At 32.5% G+C, this 24,252-nt stretch carries 19 protein-coding genes; 12 read left to right on the top strand and 7 right to left on the bottom strand.

Going from position 1 to position 24,252, the window contains the following annotated elements:
• Positions 1–62 precede the first annotated feature (62 nt).
• From OH806_RS14245 to OH806_RS14235, 3 genes are all read left to right on the top strand, one after another.
• Positions 63–563: a GNAT family N-acetyltransferase gene (locus OH806_RS14245; RefSeq protein ID WP_264744342.1), complete on the top strand. Its 501-nt coding sequence runs from the start codon at positions 63–65 to the stop codon at positions 561–563.
• 305 nt (positions 564–868) lie between these two features.
• Entirely contained in the window at positions 869–1,432 is a 564-nt protein-coding gene (locus OH806_RS14240; protein WP_264744341.1) for a helix-turn-helix domain-containing protein, read from the top strand.
• A 4-nt stretch (positions 1,433–1,436) separates the two neighbouring features.
• Positions 1,437–1,877: a response regulator gene (locus tag OH806_RS14235; RefSeq protein WP_264744340.1), complete on the top strand. Its 441-nt coding sequence runs from the start codon at positions 1,437–1,439 to the stop codon at positions 1,875–1,877.
• Between the two features lie 615 nt (positions 1,878–2,492).
• On the opposite strand, the gene recG is transcribed toward OH806_RS14235, so the two are convergent.
• The 6 genes from recG to OH806_RS14205 all read right to left on the bottom strand — a co-directional run bounded on the left by recG (position 2,493) and on the right by OH806_RS14205 (position 12,651).
• Complete coding sequence (gene recG, locus OH806_RS14230) at positions 2,493–4,577, bottom strand: ATP-dependent DNA helicase RecG (protein WP_264744339.1); 2,085 nt, start codon at positions 4,575–4,577, stop codon at positions 2,493–2,495.
• 71 nt (positions 4,578–4,648) lie between these two features.
• On the bottom strand, positions 4,649–5,182 hold the full coding sequence (locus tag OH806_RS14225; RefSeq protein ID WP_264744338.1) for a thioredoxin family protein: 534 nt from the start codon (positions 5,180–5,182) through the stop codon (positions 4,649–4,651).
• Between the two features lie 42 nt (positions 5,183–5,224).
• Positions 5,225–6,736 (bottom strand): peptide MFS transporter, encoded by a 1,512-nt coding sequence (locus OH806_RS14220; protein ID WP_264744337.1) that lies wholly within the window; start codon positions 6,734–6,736, stop codon positions 5,225–5,227.
• Positions 6,737–6,854: 118 nt separating this feature from the next.
• Positions 6,855–8,570, bottom strand: a complete 1,716-nt coding sequence (locus tag OH806_RS14215) for a peptide MFS transporter (protein ID WP_264744336.1) — start codon at positions 8,568–8,570, stop codon at positions 6,855–6,857.
• Positions 8,571–8,704: 134 nt separating this feature from the next.
• Positions 8,705–10,360 (bottom strand): peptide MFS transporter, encoded by a 1,656-nt coding sequence (locus tag OH806_RS14210; RefSeq protein WP_264744335.1) that lies wholly within the window; start codon positions 10,358–10,360, stop codon positions 8,705–8,707.
• 161 nt (positions 10,361–10,521) lie between these two features.
• Entirely contained in the window at positions 10,522–12,651 is a 2,130-nt protein-coding gene (locus tag OH806_RS14205) for a S9 family peptidase (protein WP_264744334.1), read from the bottom strand.
• Positions 12,652–12,909: 258 nt separating this feature from the next.
• Between OH806_RS14205 and OH806_RS14200 the strand changes: the two genes are divergently transcribed.
• The 9 genes from OH806_RS14200 (at position 12,910) to OH806_RS14160 (ending at position 22,375) form a co-directional block, all read left to right on the top strand.
• Complete coding sequence (locus OH806_RS14200) at positions 12,910–14,337, top strand: helix-turn-helix transcriptional regulator (protein ID WP_264744333.1); 1,428 nt, start codon at positions 12,910–12,912, stop codon at positions 14,335–14,337.
• Between the two features lie 238 nt (positions 14,338–14,575).
• Positions 14,576–16,324 carry a tail fiber domain-containing protein gene (locus OH806_RS14195; RefSeq protein WP_264744332.1) on the top strand — a complete coding sequence of 583 codons (1,749 nt, stop codon included), beginning with the start codon at positions 14,576–14,578 and terminating at the stop codon, positions 16,322–16,324.
• Between the two features lie 93 nt (positions 16,325–16,417).
• Positions 16,418–17,392: a hypothetical protein gene (locus OH806_RS14190; protein ID WP_264744331.1), complete on the top strand. Its 975-nt coding sequence runs from the start codon at positions 16,418–16,420 to the stop codon at positions 17,390–17,392.
• Positions 17,393–17,440: 48 nt separating this feature from the next.
• Entirely contained in the window at positions 17,441–17,863 is a 423-nt protein-coding gene (locus OH806_RS14185; RefSeq protein WP_264744330.1) for a helix-turn-helix domain-containing protein, read from the top strand.
• Positions 17,839–18,180 carry a helix-turn-helix domain-containing protein gene (locus OH806_RS14180; protein WP_264744329.1) on the top strand — a complete coding sequence of 114 codons (342 nt, stop codon included), beginning with the start codon at positions 17,839–17,841 and terminating at the stop codon, positions 18,178–18,180. Before OH806_RS14185 ends, OH806_RS14180 begins: the two co-directional genes overlap by 25 nt.
• A 414-nt stretch (positions 18,181–18,594) precedes the next feature.
• A complete protein-coding gene (locus OH806_RS14175; protein ID WP_264744328.1) occupies positions 18,595–19,524 on the top strand; it encodes a hypothetical protein in 930 nt (309 codons plus the stop codon).
• 11 nt (positions 19,525–19,535) lie between these two features.
• Entirely contained in the window at positions 19,536–20,447 is a 912-nt protein-coding gene (locus OH806_RS14170; RefSeq protein WP_264744327.1) for a hypothetical protein, read from the top strand.
• 50 nt (positions 20,448–20,497) lie between these two features.
• Positions 20,498–21,709, top strand: coding sequence for a hypothetical protein (locus tag OH806_RS14165; RefSeq protein ID WP_264744326.1), 1,212 nt, complete (start codon positions 20,498–20,500; stop codon positions 21,707–21,709).
• Between the two features lie 192 nt (positions 21,710–21,901).
• Positions 21,902–22,375 (top strand): hypothetical protein, encoded by a 474-nt coding sequence (locus OH806_RS14160; protein ID WP_264744325.1) that lies wholly within the window; start codon positions 21,902–21,904, stop codon positions 22,373–22,375.
• Between the two features lie 108 nt (positions 22,376–22,483).
• Here OH806_RS14160 and glgP read toward each other — a convergent pair whose 3' ends face one another.
• Entirely contained in the window at positions 22,484–24,142 is a 1,659-nt protein-coding gene (gene glgP / locus OH806_RS14155) for an alpha-glucan family phosphorylase (protein WP_264744324.1), read from the bottom strand.
• Positions 24,143–24,252 lie beyond the last annotated feature (110 nt).

The following is a 24,252-nucleotide window of genomic DNA, read 5'->3' as shown; positions in this document are numbered from 1 at the left end:
AACGATACAAAAGGTGGAAGGCTCAAAGCTTTTCACTTTTTTTAATCATAAAATTTAAAGTAATGAAATTAATAGAAGCAATAGAAAAAGATATTCCTTTGATTCAGGATTTAGCAAGGAGATCTTGGGAAAGTGCATATAAAGGAATTATCTCTGATGAACAGATTGAATATATGTTGGAAGAAATGTATTCCAAAGATGAGATTTCTAAACATTTGCAGAATCCGAATTATCATTATTATCTGATTTTTGATGAAAATAATGATTCTTATGAAGGATTTTTGGGCTATGAGCACAATTATGAGAAAGAAACAACAAAACTTCACAGAATATATTTAGTTCCTGAAAGTAAAGGGAAGGGTTTTGGTAAAGGAGCTTTGGAGTTTTTGAAAGGAAAAGTTCAGGATTTTGGAAATAAGAGAATTATTCTAAATGTGAATAAAAATAATTCTGCCAAAAAATTCTACGAATCACAAGGATATAAAGTATATAATGAAGTGGTTTTAGATATCGGAAATGATTTTGTAATGGATGATTATTTGATGGAGTATTTATTTCACTAGTTAATGAATTGTAATTATATAATTTTAACTTATAATTCTATAACAGGTGATGTATATTTTTTTTCATCTTTGTAATATAATAATCAAATTCATAGAATAGAATTTGTATAATGTTACATTCATATGCTTTGTTGGCTTTTTAGCTTTTTAGAAGTATATTTTTTTCATCCTTAGTGTTTAAAATTCCTGTATTGAATGATACAGGAGTTTTTTTTTATGAGAGTTTATAAAAAAAGTAATTTTATTTCACTTTTTTTTGAATTAAAGTTTTTATATTTACTCAAAATTTTATACACTATATTAGGATGAGAATGTACGTTAAATTTGATTTCAATGCCCTTTGTAAAAAGGTGTTGGATGAAAAGCTGAAGGAACAAGGGGTAAAATACCGCTTGTTAGATTTCGGTGAAGTAGAGTTTTATGAGACTTTTACAAAAGAACAACACAATAAATTCAAAAAAAATCTTGAAGATTACGGTATTGAAATTATTGAGAGTCAAAAAAATGCTTTAGTTCAGAAAATAAAAGATACAATCGTTGAATTGGTTTTTTCGGAGGAAATTATCCCTGTAAAAGCTTCTATTTATATTTCTGAGAAATTGAAACACAGCTACGGATACCTTTCCAATCTATTTTCTGAGGTTACTTTTACGTCAATTGAGAACTTTATTATTCTCCAGAAAATTGAGTACGCAAAAGAACTCATTATAGGAAACAAGCAAAATCTTACAGAGATTGCACATAGATTGAATTATTCAAGTGTAGCACATTTGAGTACACAGTTTAAAAATACAACAGGAATTACACCTTCTCAGTTTTTCAAGATTATTGAAAGAAGAAGAAAGGTGCAAAGTTTAGCAACTTTTTAAGATGATGAATAAAGAGTTTTTAAATATTGCAATTGTAGATGATAATGATAAAAATTTAACTTCTTTTAAAAATAATTTAAGCAAAATAAAAATAGGTACAAGAATTCAGATATTTGAGAATATTAATGATATATTGAATTGTATAAATGAAGAGGAATATGTTGTACCTGAAATTGTATTTATTAATTATGATGTCTTTGAGGAAAAGATTTTGTTTGAGATTAAAACGAATGGCAGATTTAAAAATTTATCTACTGCAATTTATTCGGACAGGATGTCAGAGAGTGAAATAGAAGATTTTTTTATCAAAGGAGGAAATATTTTCGTTAAGATAAAAGATGATGAAACAGAGTTTAAAAAAGCGCTTTCTGAAGTAATCGCAATTAACTGGCAATATCATACATCAGGATTAAATAAAGATAATTTTATCTTGAAGATATTGTAAATAAAGAGTTTTTTCATTTGCATTTTAAATGGGAAGCGATATTTTTTGAGTTTAATATTCACCAATGTGTGAAAATTATATAACTTAAAAATGAAATGATATAAAATATTTTATACAATATATTGTCATTTTTGTAATAAGAAATTGTAACACAAATTCATTTATATATAAGAGCAAAAATGTATGAATGAAGTTATTTCAATTTTTAACTAAATTATATTATTATAAACCTAAATGTTAGTTAAACAAAATGAATTATATTAAAATCCAATTTATAAGCGAAGACGATCTTTAATAAAACGGTACAATCATGAAAACTTGGGAGTAATTGAAGGATAACCTTAATCGTTTCATTTTAAAGTGTCCTTCAACAAACCATCAGTTAGTTTTTATAATAGAGAAGTTGGAAAATTAATTCATTTTGTTTTTAATTATTTTAATAGCGTGGTAGCAAAATCATCATTTCAAGTAGTAAAGTAAATATTTTCACCATATCACAAAATATTAAGCTGTCACGTTATTAAAATAATTGTTTAAGTATTGTAGAGAATAATTTCTTCTAGATAACAGTTTTATAAGGGGGCCGCGTTAAGATTTTTTCTTTTCGCGGTTTTTTTATGATATTTTACTCCACTTATTTTTTCCTTTGTAGTATTTCAGGTAATAATTCTTGATAATCTGATTTTCAGTTCTGCTCAATAGAGGGTCTGTTTCAAGAATTTTTTCGACTATTTTTTTTGTGTTTTTTATGATTTCCGAATCATTAACTAAATCTAACCTTTTAAAATCTATTACACCACTTTGCTGCGTTCCCAAAATATCACCAGGACCACGAAGTTGCATATCTACTTCAGAAATTTTGAAGCCATCATTGGTTTCCGTCATTGTTTTTATTCTGGTTCTGCTTTCTGTGGATAATTTATCGGAAGTCATTAATATACAATAACTTTGTTCTGCACCTCTACCAACACGTCCACGCAACTGATGCAGTTGTGATAATCCGAATCTTTCTGCGCTTTCAATTACCATTACGGAAGCATTCGGAACATTTACTCCAACTTCAATTACCGTTGTTGCTACCATTATTTCGGCTTTTCTGGATGCAAAATAATTCATTGCAGCATCTTTTTCGTCGGGTTTCATTCTTCCATGAAGCATACTGACATTATAGCTTGAAAAATATTGCATTACATGCTCCAATCCTTCCATCAGATTTTTGTAGTCTAAAGTTTCAGACTCCTCAATTAAAGGATATACAAAATAGACCTGTCTGCCTTTTTTTATCTCATCCCTGCAAAAATTATATACAAAAAGTCGGTCTTTTTCTCGTCTGTGAGCGGTGATGATGGGTTTTCTTCCAACAGGCATTTCATCAATTACAGATACGTCCAAATCGGAATAAAAACTCATTGCCAACGTTCTCGGAATAGGAGTGGCAGTCATGACCAAAATATGTGGCGGAACTTTATTCTTAGCCCAAAGTTTGGCTCTTTGTGCAACTCCAAATCTGTGTTGTTCGTCAATAATTGCCAAACCAAGGTTTTTAAATTTTACTTTATCTTCCAAAACAGCATGAGTTCCTACAAGAATTGATAAACTTCCGTTTTCAAGTTCTTCATGGATAATTTTTCTCTCAGAAGCCTTTGTTGAGCCGGTTAAAAGACGAATATTAATTCCTGTATCTTTTAATAAATCTTTGATTCCGTTATAATGCTGTTGAGCGAGAATTTCGGTGGGAGCCATCATACAGCTCTGAAATCCGTTATCCATTGCAATCAGCATTGTAAGCAAGGCAACCATTGTTTTTCCGGAACCAACATCACCTTGAAGAAGACGATTCATCTGAATTGGTTTCTTCATATCTAAACGAATTTCTTTTAAAACCCGTTTTTGAGCATTCGTTAAATCAAACGGAAGATGATTTTCATAAAAATTATTGAAATAATCTCCAATTATCGGAAACGGATTTCCATGAGATTTGGTTTTGTGATGGAGTTTTTTTAAACCGAATCCTAGCTGGAAGAAAAAAGATTCTTCAAATTTTAACCTATAATTTGCTTTTTCAAAAAAATCTAAATTTTTCGGAAAATGAATATTTAAAAATGTATGTTGTCGGGATAAAAATTTAAATGATTTTATTAAATATTCAGGTAAATTTTCTTCAATAAGATTCGGAATCTCTTTGCAGATATTTCTTAAAATATTTTGAAAGAATTTTTGATTTAAACCTCTTTTGGTAAGTTTTTCTGAACTTGGATAAATTGGTCTTAAACGGTTTTCTGTCTCTTTTTTTTCTTCAACTTCAATTTCAGGATGCGGCATTGAATATTGATTGTTGAATACATTTATTTTTCCGAAAATATAAATTTCTTTGTTGATGGGAAGTTGCTCTTTCAACCATTTTGAATACTGAAACCAAACCAATTCCATCGAGCCTGTATCATCATTGAATTTGGCTGAAAGTCTTTTTGTTTTCCCAGTCTGTACTTCCTGAATATTTGTGATTTTTCCTTTTAATTGAACATCAGTATTAATATCTTTAAGCTGAGAGATTTTATGAACTTTACTTTTATCTAAATAGCGAATAGGGTAGAAGTTTAAAAAATCCTCCACTGTAGAAATTCCCAACACATTTTTGATGAGTTTGGCTCTTTCGGGACCAATGCCCTTGACGTATTCTATGGATGTTTCTAGAGTCATTAAAGAAATACGAATTTCGTGAAAAAATAGAAATTAAAAAAGACTTCCGGTTTTGAAAGTCTTTTTTTGTTTTAATCTTTTATTTTTGATTTGAATTTTTTCTGATAATCTTCCCATTGTTCACGGGTACGGATTTTCTTATATAGCTCGTTTGAAATTAATCCTAAATAAGGTTCCAATTCTTTGGCAGACAATTCTCCTTGAAGAATGGTAATAGGACCTCCGTTTTCATCTAAAAATACAGTGCTCGGAACGGCTGCTACATTCATGTATTGTGTAAATTCATGCAGTGAATTTCTTCCTTTTCTTTGAGCTGTATTGGGATTTGAAAATTTTCTCCCGAATATTTCCATATCATTTTTTTCTTCAGCATTGAATTTTACGGGGTAGTAGTTTTCGTTCAAAATTTCAGCAATTACGGGATTTCCGTATGTATTTTTGTCCATTGTTTTGCATGGTCCGCACCAGTCTGCATAAAAATCAATAAGGATTTTTTTCGGATTTTCTTTTTGAGCTTTCAATGCTTCATCAATGGTCATCCACTTTACCTGTGCAAAACTGACAACAAAACAAAATAAGAATATTATGCTTATAATTTTCTTCATAATTTTTAAATATTTAGTAAAAATAAGCCTAATAACTTATCTTTATTTTACATCTTGCATTAATTTTTTCACATACGGTGATATCAAAATTAATACCACACCAGCAATTACTGCGTATAATCCCAATTGTTTGTATCCGTCAGTATAGGTAATAAGAGCGTCATAATTGGTAGAATCTTCTTTTGCGGTAGCTAAACCTGCCCCGATAATTCCTGCAACATATTGACCGTAAGCTGAAGCCAAAAACCACATTCCCATCATCATTCCCTGAAGGTTTTTTGTCGACAATTTAGTCATAATTGATAACCCGATAGGAGAGAGGCATAATTCTCCTAAAGTAATAACCAACAATGCAATAGTAAAGAAGTTTAATGAAGTTATACCCTGAAGATTTGCAAAAAGCCTTGTTGCAAATAAAATGTAATAACCCAGACCAAGAAAAATAAACCCTAATCCAAATTTAATGATGGTGTTTGGTTCAATTTTTCTTTTGTTTAGCCAAATCCAAAGTAATCCAAGTAATGGAGCTAAGAAGATAATAAAAAATGCTCCTCCTGAATTATTAACACCATTTGGGTCTAAACCTAAAAGGTCTTTATTCAGGTTTTTAGCAGCAAAAATGCTTAATGAGCCTCCACTTTGCTCGTAAATTCCCCAGAATATAATGGAGAATAAAATGAAAACTAAAGCAGCCCAAAGTTTTTTACGTTCAGCCGGAGTAACTTTTGTCATTTCATAGAAAAGATAGATTAAAGTCAATGGACCTATAATCCACATGAAATAATCTGTATACTCTGTTTTCGCAACCATTGTCATAATGATTGGAACGAAAATTAATGATAAAAAATATACTCCGTATTCCTGCCATTTCGGAATTGGTGCAGATTTTACTTCATTATCCGGATGGCCTGGCTGAAGACCGATAGAGCCTAAACTTTTTTGAGTAAAAACAAAGTTAATCAAACTAATTACCATTACTATAGCTGCAAAACCAAAAGCAAGATGCCATCTTAATTCTTCTGGGATGTAGTCAGCGAAAAGTTCTCCTTTTCCGATGGCGATACATAAATATCCACCTAATAAAGCTCCAAGGTTAATTCCGGCATAAAATAATGAAAAACCAGCATCAGCTCTTGAATCATTAGGTTTGTAAAGTTGGCCAACCATAGATGAAATATTGGGTTTGAAGAAACCTGTTCCTACAACTGTAAATGCAATTCCTAAAAAGAAAAATTTGTGAGGATCTGTTGCCAAAATCAAACTTCCTACAATCATTAAAAGTCCGCCCCAAAATAAGGATTTTCTGAATCCTAAGATTTTATCGGCAAAGAGTCCCCCTACAAAAGTGAAAGCATAAACAAAAGCTTGTGTTGCACCGTATTGAAGATTGGCTTCTTTTTCATGGAAGTTAAGTTGAGAAATCATGAAGAAAACTAGCATTCCTCGCATTCCGTAGAAACAAAAACGTTCCCACATTTCAGAGAAAAAAAGACTCCAGATTTGTTTTGGGTATTTTCCTTTGAAATTTTGTATTTCATCTAAAGTTAAACTCATAATTATATATGATTAAGTTGTAATTAAGAAATTTTATTGAAAATTTTAATAAATAACTTACGAAAATAAAAAAAACCTCCGACTTAACAGAGGTTTAATTGTATTTTGTTGATGCAAATTAGTTTACACCATGCATCATTTTCTTTAAGATAGGTGATATTAAAGCCAAAATAACAGCTGCAATACCACAAAGAACTACGAATACCATAAAGAATTCGAATAAGTTATGGATTTCAAAGCCTACAAAAGTAGGGTTTGCTAAAGGTAGCTGAGCTTTTTCAAAAGCTGCAATTTGATCAGCATTTAGAGTTACTTTTTTATCTAATACATCTTGAAGATTTACTCCAATTTCCTCCGCTTTTTTGAATTTATCACCTGTAGCCGGAATCAAAGCTCCTAATGAACCAGCCAATGCATAACCAGCAGCATTAGAAATAAAGAATACGCCATACAATAATGAAGCAAATCTTTTTGGTGCTAATTTTCCTACCAACGATAATCCGATTGGAGATAAACAAAGTTCACCACAAGTTTGGATAAAGTATAATAACATTAGCCATTTAATCGCTAATAATCCTGAATTTCCAAGATCTTTTACGTTGTGTGCGATAATGAAATAACTTAAAGCAATTAACGCTAAGCCCATTGCCTGTTTCATTGGAGAAACCGGTTCTTTTCCTTTTGCTCTTAATTTATCCCAACATAAACTGAAAGGAACCGCCAATAATACAACGAAAATACCGTTGAAAATCTGAACCATTGAAGGAGGCATATTCCATCCGAAGATGCTTCTGTCAGTTTGGTTATCTGCAATAAACGTTAATGAAGAACCAGCCTGCTCAAAAGCTGCCCAGAAGAAAATAATAAAGAATGATACAATGTAAATAACCCAGATTCTTTGTTTTTCAACTTTGTTTTCTGCAGACGACATAATAAGGAAGGCTAAGGAAATACCCGCAGCATAAATGAAAGGATAAATAATTCCTTTGATTAATTGTCCCATTTCAACAGCTTTGAATCCAAATTCACCCACAAGTAGGTATCTGAAAGCAAAGAATAAAACAATAAAAATACCTCCTGTAATGCCCAATGCTACTCCAGAAAATTTTGCTGTTTGTGTTTCTCCTTCCTCAAAATCTGCACTTGTATTATTTTTAGGCAATCCTCCGATAGGTCTTCCTTCTGGTGTTACAACATATTTATTTTTAAGGATAAAGAAAGTGATTGTTCCAATTACCATTGCAATAGAAGCTGCTAAGAATCCCCATTTGAAAGCGAAAATATCTCTCACTCCCGTTGTTGCGTCTTTTACGTCTCCCACATATGGACAAATAAATTGTCCTAAGAACGCTCCGATGTTGATTCCCATATAGAAAATCGTGAAGGCTGAATCTAGTTTTGATTTTTCCTGTTTCGGATAAAGGCTCCCCACCATTGAAGAAATATTCGGTTTGAAGAATCCATTTCCGAATATAATGATGAAAAGAGCAAGCCACATAAACATTTTCGCACTGTCTAAGCTTCCTGAAAAAGTCGAAGCACTGATGAAAAGCAAGAACTGACCGATTGCCATTAATGAGCCTCCAATTAAAATGGCATTTCTGTTACCAATATATTTATCAGCAATGAAACCTCCCAGAAGAGGAGTGAGATAACATAAAGCTAAAAATCCACCATAGATGATTGCTGCATCAGCTTCTTTTATTAATAAGGAATTTACCATAAAAAGCGTTAATAACGCTCTCATTCCGTAAAAATTGAAACGCTCCCACATTTCGGTTCCGAAAAGAACCCATAATCCTTTCGGATGTCCTTTTTGCTGAACTGTATCCATATTTTATTGTTAATTTTTGTTAAGACTGACAAATATAGTTTTTTTTGTGTTTTCGGCAAGGTTTTAATTTTATATTTAAATAAAAAAGCTACAGAATTATCCTGTAGCTTGGTATTATTTATCATAAATAAGGTTTAATGACCTTTTTCTTTCATGATTTTGTTTAATCTTTTTAACATTGAAAGCCCTAAAAGTGTAGCAAATATTAATAAAGCGAAATTTACTAGGAAATAATTCATTTTATTGTCGTAGCTGTACCATGTACTTGCCAAAATCCCAGAAAGTTTGTTTCCTACTGAGTTTGCTAAGAAAAAGCCTCCCATCATTAATGCTGTAATTCTTGCAGGAGAAAGTTTGGAAACGAAAGATAATCCCATTGGTGAAAGACATAATTCTCCGACAGTGATCACTCCATAACTTGCAACCAGCCACCAAGGTGAAACTTTTACCGCACCGTTATCTCCAGCCCAAACTGCTAAAACCATTACCAAACATGATAAACCTGAAATAAATAAACCTAAAACAATTTTTGTAGGCGTTAAAGGTTCTTTTCCTTTTCTTCTTAATAACGCCCAAAAACCGACAACAACAGGAGTTAGGGCAATTACCCAAAACGGATTAATAGATTGGAATAGCTCCGTATTGTATAAATAAACTTTATTTTCTGGATTTTTTTCCAATTCGGTGCGCTGTCCTTCAGAAATATTTTTAAAATAAACATCTTTTCCTTGTTCTTTGATTGTATTTCCTTCTTTATCTTTTTGAGATTGGAATTGATTGTCGTAAACAGGGACTTCTTTTGTTTCATAGCTTTTTCCGTCAACCATATAAATACTTTCTAATGGTTTTTCCATTGAAGCAGGAACACTTCTGTCTGTATAATAATTTGCCCATCTTGTTAAGGCTGTTCCGTTTTGTTTAAATACTGCCCAAAAGAACATACTGATTAAGAATACGGATAATAAAGCTCCGATTGAAGCCTTTTCTTCTGGTTTTGCTTTGAAATAAAGTGAAGCATAAAAATAAATGACAGGGACACATGCAAAAATAAATGCGTCCGTATTATCACTTCCAAAAATATTTCCTGGAATCACCCAGCCGATTGCTCCGGCAATAATTGCAGGTAAGAAAACTTTAATTAAAATTTCAGAAAGTTTTGTGTCACCTTCCTGTACAGGTTTCATTTGAGCTGCATGAATATAATGCTTTCTACCGATGGTAAAAATAACAAGACCGATTAACATTCCGACTCCCGCAGTAATGAATGCTTCACCCCAACCGAATTTATTTCTCATAAAAGCAGCAATAATATTGCAAATAAATGCCCCAATATTGATTCCCATATAGAAGATATTGTAACCAGAATCTTTATTTGCTTTATAAGGTTCTTCCGAATAAAGATTTCCTAAAAGAGTAGAAATGGTGGGTTTAAAGAATCCATTTCCAATGATAATTAATGCTAATGAAGAATAAAATAAAGTCAAATCTTTAAAAATACCCATTCCAATATATCCGGCTGCCATCAAAATACCACCCAAATAAATAGATTTGATGTACCCTAAAACTCTGTCAGCTAAAAAACCTCCGATGAAGGGAGTAAGATATGTCAGAGCGATATAAGTTCCGAAAATGTCGTCTGCGGTTTTGTCGGGAAGTCCAAGACCTCCTTTAAGACCAGTTGGTTCAATAACATATAAAACAAAAATTCCGAGAATTAAATAATACCCAAAACGCTCCCACATTTCAGTGAAGAAGAGGAAAGGCAATCCTTTAGGATGTTTAGTCTTCATATTTTCAAATTTCAAATTTCCCAAAAATAGGTTTTTAATTTTAATTGATAAAATAAATGAACCTTTCTCGTAACGATAAATTGTATTAATGCAAGAATCCCTTCCAAAAGTTTGAAAGGGATTGTGGTATTAAGAAATTAAATTGTTTATAGCTAATAAGATTATAAATTCTCTAAAATAAAGTTTGTCATTTTCTGATACAATTGAGGTCTTGTTTGTCCACCATAAATTCCGTGGTTTTTGTCAGGATAAGCCATGAATTCAAATTGTTTTTTGTTTTGAATTAAAGCTTCTGAAAATTCCATTGAATTTTGGAAATGTACGTTGTCATCAGCTGTTCCGTGGATCAATAAAAAATTACCTTTTAATAGTTTAGCGTATTCAGTTGGAGAGTTTTTATCGTATCCATCTGGGTTTTCCTGAGGTGTTCTCATAAATCTTTCGGTGTAAACAGTGTCGTAATATCTCCAATTGGTAACTGGTGCTACTGCAATTCCAGCTTTGAAAACATCAGCTCCTTTTGTTAAGGCTAAACTCGTCATGTAACCTCCAAAACTCCATCCGAACATTCCAATTCTTGTTTTGTCGATATAAGATTGGTTTCCGAACCATTTTGCGGCTGCAATTTGGTCTTCAATCTCATATTTTCCTAAATTCATATAAGTTACTTTCTTGAATTTAGCTCCTTTATAACCGGTTCCGCGTCCGTCTACACAAGCTACAATATATCCTTTTTGTACCAAATGATTGAACCATAGTGTGTTTCCGTTGTCCCAAGAATTTGAAACCTGTTGAGAACCCGGCCCTGAATATTGGAACATAAACAACGGATATTTTTTGTTTTTATCAAAGTTTTTAGGCTTCATTACCCATGCATTCATCAGGTCTCCTGCTTCATTTGGAATTGTGATGAATTCTTTCTCAACAAAATTATCTGCTTTTAATTTTTGAAGCTGTTCATTATTGTTTTGAAGTTCTTTCACAACTTTTCCGTTCCCATCTTTTAAAACAAAAGTATAAGGTTGGGATGCTGTAGAGGAAGTTTCAATGAAATAATTGTAATTTTTGCTGAAGTTGGCAGAGTTATTTCCTTCTGTATTTGAAATTAACTGAGATTTGCCGTTTTCAATATTGATTTTAGAAATTACTTTGTTGATACTTCCTTTTTCAGTTGTCTGAACATAAATTTCTTTAGATTTAGGATTAAATCCATAATAATCAGTTACTTCCCAATTTCCTTTTGTTACCTGTTTTTTTAATTTTCCATCTTTCTCATACCAATATAGGTGTCTATAGCCATCTCTTTCAGAACCCCAAAGGAATGAGTCGTCCTCTAAAAATTCAAGAGTAGGGCTGTCTGTATCTACCCATTTTTCGTCTGTTTCTGTAAATAGTTTTTGTACGGTTCCTGTTTTTGTATTTACTTTTAAAACATCAGATGCATTTTGAATTCTTTCAGAAGTTATTAAAACAATTTCATCAGGTTTTGCAGTCTGGATAACATTCGGAATATAATAATTTTTAAATGAGCTTAAATTTAGCTGAGTTGTTTTTCCTGAATCAATACGGTATAATTGTGCTGAAACTACTGAATTTTTTTCTCCTGCCTTTGGATATTTAAATCGCATTTCCTGCGGATATAGTGATTTCCCATAAATAGGGATATAAACTTCAGGAACTTCGGCTTCATTTGATTTTACAAAAACAATAGCATCAGAATTTTTTGTCCATTCATATAATCTTGCATGTCCGAATTCTTCTTCATATACCCAATCTGCCAATCCGTTGAGGATAGAGTTTTTCTTGCCATCATTTGTTATTTGTGTAATTTTTCCTGAATCTACGTCCTGGAAAAATAAATTATTTTCGAAAACAAAAGCGACTTTTGTTGCATCAGGAGAAAATCTTGGTTCTTGAACGGGCTTTCCATTATTTAAGCTGATAACTTTTCCTGATTTTAAATCTTTTACATCAAAATTTCCTAAAAAAGAATGTCTATAAATGGGTTGACTTTCCTTTAACAAAAGAATTTTAGATTCATCATCGGAGAATTCGTAACTTTCAAAGTTCCCATCTACGATATTTCCTTCTTTTTGAGATGTTTTGTAAGAATACTTTGCAATTCCGCCTTGTTCGATAACGAGGTAATTTTCACCATTTTTCATAGATGTTATTCCAGCGATACCTTTTCCACGGTAATATCCTGAATATATTTTATCTAAAGTAATTTCCTGTGCCGAAAAATTTTGAAATGCAACAGCAGCAGCTAGAGCTAAAAAGATTTTTTTCATTTTCATTTTAATAGGTTATCAAAGATATAAAATAATTGAAATGTTTTTAAATTACGATCTGACGAGTTTTATAAAGTGTGATAGAAAATTGATGTTTTATTTGTAATTTATTCACTGTATTTTGATATTATGGGGTAATTTTTTATCAATATTTAAATATTGATTTATAATATTTATTTTTTTTAAATTAGACGATTGTTTTTTAGTCGCAAAAATTTAAATTTGTAAAAAATATAAATGATGATTAAAATGATGACTTTGAAAAATATAAAAGATCTTTTTGGTCTCTTGTTTTTTTTCTATTTTTCACTAACCAGTGCGCAGGTAGGCTTTTCTATATCTGAAATAGACAGTTTACAAAAGAAAGAGCACAAAAGATTAGCAAATGTTGGTGATATTAAGGGGATTGTTTTGCAGGAAAAAAAACTGATTAAATATTCTCAAAAGATAAATTATTTTAAAGGGGAGCTTAATGGTTATCTCAATCTTGCACAAGCATTAAAGGCATTGGATAGAAATAAAGATAGTTTTTATTTTCTTGACATTGCAGAGAAAAAACTTCTAAAATCTACCGATAATCTTTTAAAATCCCGATTGTTTTTTTTATATGGTATTAATTATCATTCACTAGGATTGCATCAGCAGGCAATTAAGAGTTTTGACAAATCTTTAGAATTTGCCTACAAAATTAAAGAAAAAGAAGAAAGGGATAGGCGAATGTATGAGGTATATGACTGGAAAAGATCCAGCTTTGCTTTTCTCAATAAGATGGATTCTGTAATCAGTAATGAGCGCAAGTGTATGAAAGCACCAAGACCAATGCTTTATATAACAATTGCTAAAAGACATTTACCTCAAAATATAGATTCTGCAGAGTACTATATAAATAAAGCTAATGAACTTGTATTGGCAAAAAAAGCTCCCGCCGAAGGTAAAGCTAATGTTTTGAGGGCTTATGGAGAACTGTTCATTGAAAAGAAAGAATGTCAAAAAGCTCTTGAATATCTTTTTGAGTCCTTGAAGATTTCACAAAGAATGGGGCAGAAGAAAAGAAGTCTTGAAACTTATAAACTAATTTCCCAAGCATATAAAAAGCTAAATGATGTGCAGCATCAAAATGAATACCTGACAAAATATTCTGAATTAAATGATAGCATTATTCAGGTTGAAAGAAGCATTTTGAATGTTCCTATTGAAAAATTTCTAAATGAGCGTAACACAAAAAGTGAAAATAAGGATACAAAAGACTTTTACATCTTCATTTTTATTGTCGTTTTAGGGAGTGGTATGGCTATTTTATTTATTGCAAAAATGTATTTAAAAAGGCAAAAACAGAAAGACTTGGTTATTAATCAGAAGGAACAGGAGGCGGAGATTTTAAGAAAAAAGCTTAATAAAGCTTATGAAGAAGTGATACGACTTGCAGTAAATGCAGATCCTGCTTTTATTACCAGGTTTAAAGAAACTTATCCTGAATTTTATAAAAATATTACCTCAAAGTATCCGGAGCTTACCCCAAATGACATTAAACTCTGTGCTTATATAAAGCTTAATTTTTCTAATAAAGAAATTGCGGAATATGATTGTATTTCTATTCGTACTGTTGAATCAAAAAAATATAGGTTAAGAAGAAAGTTAGGTCTTTCAACGGAGATAGATTTTAATAAATGGGTATTGACACATTAATAACACAATTCTTTTTTTTGAAGTGAAATTTATGATTCTATATGTGTCTTTAATTATTTTATTTTCTTGATAGTCAATTGTTTGTGTTAATGCAGTATAAATGCAGTATGTAAGTTTTTCTGTTAAAGCATTAGTTTTGCTCACTAGTTTTTATTGTTAAAGTGCTCAAATTGGTTTGAGTATATGAAAACAAAATTGAAGTGAAATTGAATATTAACTAAGGATTAAAAAAACACAAATGAAAAAATTTACTACCCTTTTAGGGCTAATTTTGTATGGAGTTTATTCTGCCCAAAGTGGAAGTGTAGGTATTAATACTCCTGCACCTAATTCTGACGCTGTATTGGATGTGGTTTCTACCAATAAAGGCTTTTTGACTCCAAGAATGGCACTTACCTCTACTACTTCGCCATCTCCATTATCTGCTCATGTAGCCGGGATGATAGTGTATAATACTGCAACAGTGAATGATGTACAACCTGCTTTATATTACAATGACGGAACTAAATGGGTGCTGAGTAAAGGAGGAGCGGCTACAGCTACTACGACTAACGTATTAAGTACTTCTGGGAACACTATAACTTCTACAGTAAATGGGATAGCATCTACTGCCCCAGCAATAAATACGAATACGTTGTCATTATCAGGTACGAATCTTACAAGTTCTGTAAATGGAGTTTCTAGTAGCTCGTTGGATTTGAAACCTGTTGTTACAGCTGCAACTACTCATACACTATCTACGTCTGGGAATACATTAACATCGAATGTAAATGGAATTGCCCCTACGGCTTCAATAATTACCTCTAATGCGCTTACTAAACCTGCGACTAATACTTTACGCTCCTCTGTAAATGGAGTTACAGCATCACCGGATGTAACTTTGGTAAGCTCTGTAAGTAATACATTGAGTGGTTCTTCTTTGTCAACATCTGTAAATGGAGTTGCAGGAAGTGCGGTAGATTTGAAACCTGCTATTACAGCCGGAACTACACATACATTATCTACTTCAGGTAATACACTGACTTCTAATGTTAATGGTATTGCTCCTACTGCTTCAATAATTACTTCTAATGCACTGACTAAACCAACAACCAATACTTTGCGTTCTTCCGTAAATGGAGTTACGGCAACACCGGATGTAACTTTGGTAAATTCTGTAAGCAATACTTTGAATGGCTCTTTACTATCAACTACGGTAAATGGAGTTACAGGTAGTACTGTAGATTTATCTTCAGCAATGAAAAATATATATAATGCTGATGGAACGCTTACTTCTAATAGGACTGTGAATATGGCAGGTAGAACGCTGTCATTTGTTAACGGGGATAATAGTATCTCTTTTGATACTAGTTCTTATGGAAACCTAAGGGTTGGAAGTCCGACAAGAGGAAATATAAGAACAATGGGAGGGGATGCTTATTTCGATATGTTTGTTGATAACGGTAGTGCAGCTCAGTGGGCAGCATTTGGTAATTTGACTTCTATACATATAGGTGGCAAAACTGCCGTGCCTATGTACTTTTTTACTAATAACACAACAAGAGTGACGATAACTTCTGCCGGTAATTTTGGAATTGGAACGCAGTCTCCTACATCTTTACTTTCCGTAAATGGTTCTGCTGACAAACCAGGAGGTGGAAGCTGGGGTACATTCTCAGACAGAAGAGTGAAGAAAGACATTGTAGAGTTTAAAGATGGTTTGAATGTTATCAATAAACTTACTCCTGTAACCTACAAATACAATGAAAAATCTGGTTATGAAGACCTGAATAAAGAATATGTTGGTTTCATAGCTCAGGATGTGGAAAAAGCTGCTCCATATATGGTTAGTATTATTGATGATACTCAAAAAAGCGGTTTGAAAGATAAACGAGAACTTGACGAAAGTGCTCTTACTAAAATATTGGTAAATGCAGTAAAAGAACAGCAACAACAAATTGCAGAGCTGAAAAAGGAAATAGAAGAACTAAAGAAGAAAAAAAGTTAATTGATCTGAAGTATCAATAGCAGATATAGCTCATTGTAATATTGGGCTATATCATTTTTAAGCGTTTTATCCCAACTTTAAAATAATTCAATCATGAAAAATTTGTTAATTTCAGCATTGCTCACATTATCAGGGTTTTGCTGTGCCCAAACAGGAAATGTAGGTATTAATACAACTTTACCTGGTAGTACTCTTACTGTAAGTGGTTCTATTGCAGGGCAGTATAAAAATGTATCAACTTCCACAACACTTGGGAGTAATGATTTTTATACGGCATTTGACGGTTCTTCGGCAGGAACATTTACTTTACCTGCAGCAGCGGCAGCATATCCGGCAGCGGGAAATATAAAAGGTAGGGTTTACTACATAAAAAATATAGGAACAGCTAATCTTTCTATTAAAGCTAACGGCTCTGAGCTTATAGATAATCAGTCAGGAGCAGGTGTTTCAAGTGTGACGGTTACTCCGGGAGGATATACAATGCTTATCAGCAAAGGAACTACGAGTGGAGCTACATGGGAAGTGGCAATTTTAATAAATAAAGCAACTCCTACTATAGCTGCATTGAGTGCTTCAGATTTGATAACTATTACAGGAAGTTCATTTACAGATTTTAATAATAGTATTCCTCAAATTATTCCATTTTCATCTTCGGATATTATAGTAAATCAAGGAGGGTCTGCAAATTGGAATGATTCAGGTGATTATTGGAATATCTTAGAGTCTGGAATATACAAAATTGAAGGTTATTCTTATTTCAGAAGTGGAGGAGCTGTTACAGGGAATGGAGCGTTTACTGGGATCAATTTAAATGTTACTAAAAACGGGACGGCAATTTCAAGTATAATATGTGGTAATAGGGCTAATTTTGATAATGACACATCATCCATAGGGTTTACACCAATTAATGTAAGTTGTATTGTGCCTCTTAATGCTGGTGATAAAGTGTATCTTACTATGAATTGGGGTGCATTAAATAAACCAACTACAGAAGTACGAATTGGAGCACCTGCATCTTTAACAGAAAGTAGAAACTTTTCACTAATGCAGTTGTCTACAGCACAATAAATAAAAAAATAAAAAGTAAAAATAAAAAAACACAAAGTAACCACTATTATGCAATTTAAATACATTCATATAGGCTCAGAGATTCATCAGCGAGTTAAAGAATATGGGGTAGATATAGACCGTATATGCAAATTCTTTAAATGTGAAATAGAAGATGTAGAAAATATATACCGTGCAGAAAGCATTGATACCAATTCGCTTCTGCGTTGGAGTAAACTGCTTGGATATGATTTTTTTAGGATATATTCTCAGCATCTGATTTTATATTCTCCGCAAGGTCATTCTAAAAATTCTGCTTCTGATCAGAAGCAGAATTCACCTCAATTCAGAAAGAATATTTATACTAAAGAATTGATTGATTTTATTTTAGAATTGATTGAAAGTGGAGAAAAGACTAAACAACAAATCATAAATGAATATAAAATCCCAAAAACTACTTTGTATAAATGGACAAGCAAATACAAGAAATGAGTCGTCCGGATTACAGACGTATATATAACGATATCATTATAAAAAAGCATCCTGATAAAAAGGAAAAATGTCAATCTTTTCTTTTGAAGAAGCAATTGTCTGCTTTAGATATTATTAAACTCAATTCATTAATATTTGATTCGGGAGACAGAGAGTGTATTGCTTTTAATCAAAAAAATAAGGCTTACAATCGTTCGGCTATTCAGGAAATATTAGAATATCAGATAAAAAATAAATTAAATAATACTCAATTGGCTAGCCATTTTAAACTCAGTAGAAATACGATAGCAAAGTGGAAAAAGATGATAATGAGTTAGTTGTTGAATTGGGGATGAAAAATATACTAATTGAAGTACTTTGTCAAAATTTTAGAAGATTGTTGGTAAGCAAGTAAAAAAGTTTCAGATAAAGTATAAATAGGAGTATTGGAAATAGGTGTTTTTGATTTGAAAATCAATCTGTTTGATTTATTGCAGTGTAAATGCAGTGTGAATGCAGTGCTGTTTGATTTAGTTATACGATAGATTTGTATATAAAATAAAAACTACTAACAGAGAACTTTGAATGTATAAAAGACTCCCCCAATTTTTTCTTAATACTATTTGTTAACCATACAAAATAGATTTCAGACAAAACTTTAATGCTTTAGTAATTTAAATTAGGTTATTATGATTTTATGACTAGGAGAGAATATATTATTTGCTCCTTTTTAACACTAAAACTAAACTAAAATGAGAAAACGTTTATTATTTTTCTTTAATGTATTACTTACCGCACTTATATATGCTCAAGTAGGTATAAATGAAACTAATCCATCGGCAACTTTGGATATTAAGTCAAAAGGAAATACAAGCGCGACCAAGGCTCTTGAAATTAATAATTCAGGCGGAACAGAAATGCTTACTGTTCTTGATAATGGGAATGTAGGAATTAATGTTGCTAATCCTACGGCAAAACTTCATACAAAGGGAAGTGTAAGATATGAAGATCTTCCCTCAGTTACGGGTAGTGTATCTCCTCTTGCTATAAAATCGGATGGGACTGTTGGAACTTATACCCCGGAACCTACTAAATATCTTTATATGCAACTGGCATCAACAACAACTACTACTGCATTTTCATTATCAAACACTGGCGTTTATACTAATATTCCGCTCACAGCAACACAATCTGTGACAAATACTATTGCAGCAGTTTTTGGAACAGACGCAACGGTTTCTTTATCGGTAGACGGTACAAATGTTACTACTCCTCCTACGAATGTGAGATACATTTCCTTTCCGGAACCAGGGGTTTATAAGATAAATTTAAACTATTATACATCTTGTACAGGAGAGCCAACAACTGCTTCAGGTAATATGCTTGGTATTGGTACGGCTTTGTTTAAAGCTAATGCGGGTAGTACTAGTTACACAAGGCAGGCGGTAGTTCGTTATAATGGTTTGCCAAGAAGAAATAGTACTGGTTCTGTGATTACAGATCCTTATAATTTTGCACTTCCGCATACGGTATATTTGATTTTTGAAACAACAACAGCTAATGAAAAAATAGCTCTTTTTGTTAACTATGGATTTGGGGATACATTTACCACTAATGTATGTTCTTTTGCAACACCTCCGGGACTGTCTAATAAAGTAACGATGAATATTTCAAAATTATAATAATAAAAATTATGAAAACGAAAATATTGATATGTTTTATTCTAGTTTACGGTAAGGCTTTCGGTCAAGTCGGGATAAATACAGATTCACCTTCTGCACTATTAGATGTTATTTCAAAAACGAGTTCCCCAACAACAAAAGCATTAGAGATTAATAATTCTACAGATTTGGAAATGATGAAACTACATGATAATGGTAATGTAGGAATTAATATAGGAACGTCTAATGCAACAGATTTATTACATGTGAAAGCAGATGTGAAACATGAGGATTTACCGGTTTTATCTGCTCCATATAGCTTATTTGCGGTAGATGGCGCAGGGGCAGCCAAGGCTCAGTTTACAAGTACAAAATATTTTTATTTCAAAAGAAGTACATCATTTGGAGATTTTACTCTTTCTAATACCAATTCTTATACTAATATCCCTTTTGAAAATAATTCTGATATTAAGGGAAATACAGTAGGATTTAGTTTTGGAACAGATACTTCGGCTACAGTAAACGGACAATCTGTAAATAACGTAAGTTATTTAACTGTACCAGAGCCAGGTGTTTATCTTTTTGAAATGTATCAGACTGCTTTTTGTAGTGGCTTACCAACAACAGTGGGAGATACAGGGCAGATAGCTTTAAATACACTATTTGCAACAGCTGCTAGTGGAAGTTCTACTTATTCTACTAATACCATTTTTAGAGACTATGTTATTGCTAGGAGAAATGCTTCAGGAGGAATTACTTCTTCCAGTTATGCTTACGCAAATCCCCAAAAAATGGTGGTAGCTTATCAGAGTACTTCAGTGAACGAAAAAGTGGCATTGTTTATTAATTATGCAGGTGGGGATAGTTACAATACAGAATCATGTAGGATGAATTTACCTGCAGGGAGTGATAATTATGGTTATCTAATCGTCACTAAATTATAATCAATTATTACAAAAACACAAATAATTTTAAGATTCTAAAAAAATAAATGATGAAGAAAATTTTTCTCATGGGATGTCTATGGGTATGTACGCCGTTGTTTTCTCAAATTGGAGTGAATACGTCAACTCCGAAAGCAAGTTTTGATATTGTAGCGAAAAATCCTACAGGTACATCTTCAACACCGGAAGGTTTACTTGTACCGAGAGTGAATAGAGAAAGAGCGCAGTCAATGACTGATGTGGCTACATCTACTTTAATTTACATAAATGGTATAGCATCAGGTACACAAGCGGGAACGGCGGCTAACATAGATTCTGTAGGGTATTATTATTTTAACGGAAGTGTATGGGTAAAATTAAATGCAGGAACAATTACTGATAAAGATACTAACCTTTATAATTCTAATGGAACTCTTTCAGGAGATCGTATAGTTACACAAGGTGATAATACATTAGCATTTAGATCAAACGCTGTTAATGGATTTTCTGTTGATGGTATTACATTTTCTGTAGATGCTGCAAATAACAGGGTGGGACTTGGAACAAGCACTCCGGCAGAAAGGCTTGATGTTCAGGGAACAGGACTCATTTCAGGGAGGCTAGGAGTTGGAACAAGTACTCCGGCTGCAAAACTAGATGTTCAGGGAGGTGGACTTATTTCTGGAAATTTAGGTGTAGGAGTGACTGATCCTCAAAATAAATTGGACGTTGATGGAAATGCAAGATTTAGGTCTGTGACTTCAGGTAATTTGGGAGATAATGATAGGTATTTGGGAATTACAAGTGATGGAGTTTTGAAAAAGTTTAATATCACATTACCATCGTTAGCATTATATGCTACCAGTACGCAGACCATAACCAGAAACGCAGATAATACATTCAGACCATTGGCTATTCAGAGTACAGACAAAATTAATAATGAATATATTGTAAGAGTGAATAATACTACTTTTAAAGCTGTAAAAGCTGGTATTTATACTATTGAGGTTTGGGGCAACTTTTCTGAAATTCCTGTGCTAAATGAGGGAGGAGGAGCTGATGGTCGTTTGGGAGTTGCTTTACAATTGACAGCAGGAGGTAATACAGTAAGCCTTATTGGTTCAAGGTGGAACGGCGCTACTGGTACATCTAATATTACTAAAACTGTGATTTTATCTGCCAATGCAACAATTGAAGTGAAGAGTGCACTTTCTCGAGGCGCAAATGAGCAGTACAAAGAGGCGCCTGGTTCAACGATATTTATTACTTACACGGCTTTATAGATGAAAAAATAATTAATATTCCGCAAGATTCTAAAAACACAACCTAAAGATTCTTTCCTTTTCCCTCAATTGAGAAAGAATCTTTTTTTCCTCAGAGAAAAGATTGAATATTTACATGTGTTTGTTCTGTTTTTATTAATATTTGGCAAAAAAATTGATCATAATATTGTGATAATCAAATAAAATATAATTATGGAAACAAATGCATATAATCAGAAGTTGAATCGTTATGAATTAAATAATCAGATTGTTTATACGGGTTTTTCCGGCTTTAAAGATGCTGAAGACTGTGCCAAAGCAAAAGGTGGTACACTTGTAGAAGTGGGGTTTAAGGATGGAAATGATAATCCTCAGATTACCAATGAAGCAGGACTTTTAGAGAAAAAGCTGCATTATTTTGTAGATGCAGGTAATGAGTATAAATTTATTCACTCTTCAGATCCTGGGTTTAGGCAATATGCTGATGAATTACAGAAAATAAAAGCCAATCAAGACAAAGCTAGTTTCGAAGAAAGATATTTTGCTAATTTTGAGATTGAGAATGTAGAAGATCCTATTATTGTGATTAAAAATGATCATTTTGAATCGGTGACTTCCAGAGAACGGTCCAAATATCTAAAACATGCTAAAGTCTATGAAATAGGAGTTGCATTGCCAAAACCTTAAAGTTTTTATCTTGCATAAAATAAAATGTTTTGGGTGAGAATATAAAAAGAAAAGATTTATACTAATCAAAATAAAAAATCCGTGAAAATTTTTCACGGATTTTTTAATTTAATAGCTATAAAGCGTTGTATAGTATTCGTCAGCCATTCTGTCGCTGTTGAATTGATCTTTTACGTCAACCATTGCGTTATACTGAATTTTTCTCCATTTATCAGGATTGTCGTAATATGTTGGAAGAATTTCATTTTCTAAGATTTCATATAATTTGTTTAAATCATAGTTGTCTTGCTCGTAAACACTCATATTCATATAATCTGCTTTGGGAACAACGAATGAATTTTCTCCGTGTTTTGCAAATTCAGGAATCCATCCGTCGTCTGTTGAAAGGTTTACCGAACCGTTCATAGAAGCCGTCATTCCTGAAGTTCCTGAAGCTTCTCTCGGAACTCTTGGGTTATTTAGCCATAAATCTGAACCTTGTTTTAATGATTTGCTTAATGAAAGTTCATAGCCTGTAAGCACAGCCATATTTTTATGATTTTTACTTTCTTCAACCAATGTATTGAATGTAGAAATCGCAGAATAATCCATTGGATAAGGTTTTCCTGCCCAAATAATTTGTACGGGATATTTAGGATTGTTTAATAATCGGTAGAATCTTTCTTTGTCTTGCAGTAAAAAATCTGCACGTTTGTAACCTGCAAATCTTCTTGCCCAAACAATGGTGAAAATATTAGGATTGAATAAATTTCCTGTTTGGTCGGCTACGATTTTGAAAAGTCTCTTTTTCAAATGCTTTTTGCGATAATCAAACAACGTTTCATTATTTTCATCTTTAGCATTGTAAAGTGGTTTGTCTGCCCAATATTTAAATTCTTGAGCATTGGTGATTGATTTTATTTCGCAGATTCCGGGATATTTACTCCACATCGCTCTTGAAACTTCACCATGAAGCTGAGAAACTCCGTTGGCGATTTTAGCCATTTTCAGAGCACAAAGCGAGTGATTGAAACGGTCGTCGTCTGCTCCTTCAATGTTTTTAACATCTTCCATGCTGAATCCCGAAAAATAAGACATATCGTAGCATAATTTTAAATTATGTTTTTCATTTCCGGCTTCTTCAGGTGTATGAGTGGTAAAAACCAGTTTCTCTTTTACTTGGTTTAAATCTCCATTATATTTTTTTAGCAAATGGAAAGCGGCAGGTAGTCCATGAGCCTCGTTCAGATGATAAATGTCTCTTTCAATATTCATTTCATCCAATAATTTTGCTCCTCCTTTTCCTAATAAGATGTACTGTGCTAATTTTGTAGATTCGTTGGCGTCGTATAGCTTATGACAGATTGTTTTTGAAAGATGATCGTTCTCAGGAACATCTGTAGAAAGGAAAAACATGGGTGCTGTATTGAAAATCTCGGGATCAAGATACCATACCTTTACCCAAACAGGTGCGCTGTGGATTTCAATTTGGAATTTTATGTCTGTATCTTCAAGAAAGCTGTACATTTTTTTAGTCCATGTCGGCTGTAAAGTCTGGTCGTGATTTCTTGCCTGGTCATAATAGCCGAATTTCCAAAGAATACCGATTCCGATAAGATCTTGTTTAAGGTTGTAAGCACTTCTCATATGAGAACCTGCTAAAAAGCCTAAACCTCCCGAATATATTTTTAGAACCTGCTCAATAGCGAATTCCATTGAAAAATAAGCAACTTTTTTAGAGTATTGAGGATTAATACTATACGGTATTTTAAAGTTTTTAAAATCCATAAAATGTAGTTTAAAATTTGAGGGGGTAAAGGTATAAATTTACAGAAATAAACTCTACATTAATTATATGATAAATTAACTTAAAAAGCATTCTTTGAATAGTTTTTTTA

The sequence above is a fragment of the Chryseobacterium oryctis genome (assembly GCF_025971925.1).
GTDB lineage: Bacteria > Bacteroidota > Bacteroidia > Flavobacteriales > Weeksellaceae > Chryseobacterium > Chryseobacterium oryctis.
This window is presented reverse-complemented; position numbering and strand designations above follow the sequence as displayed.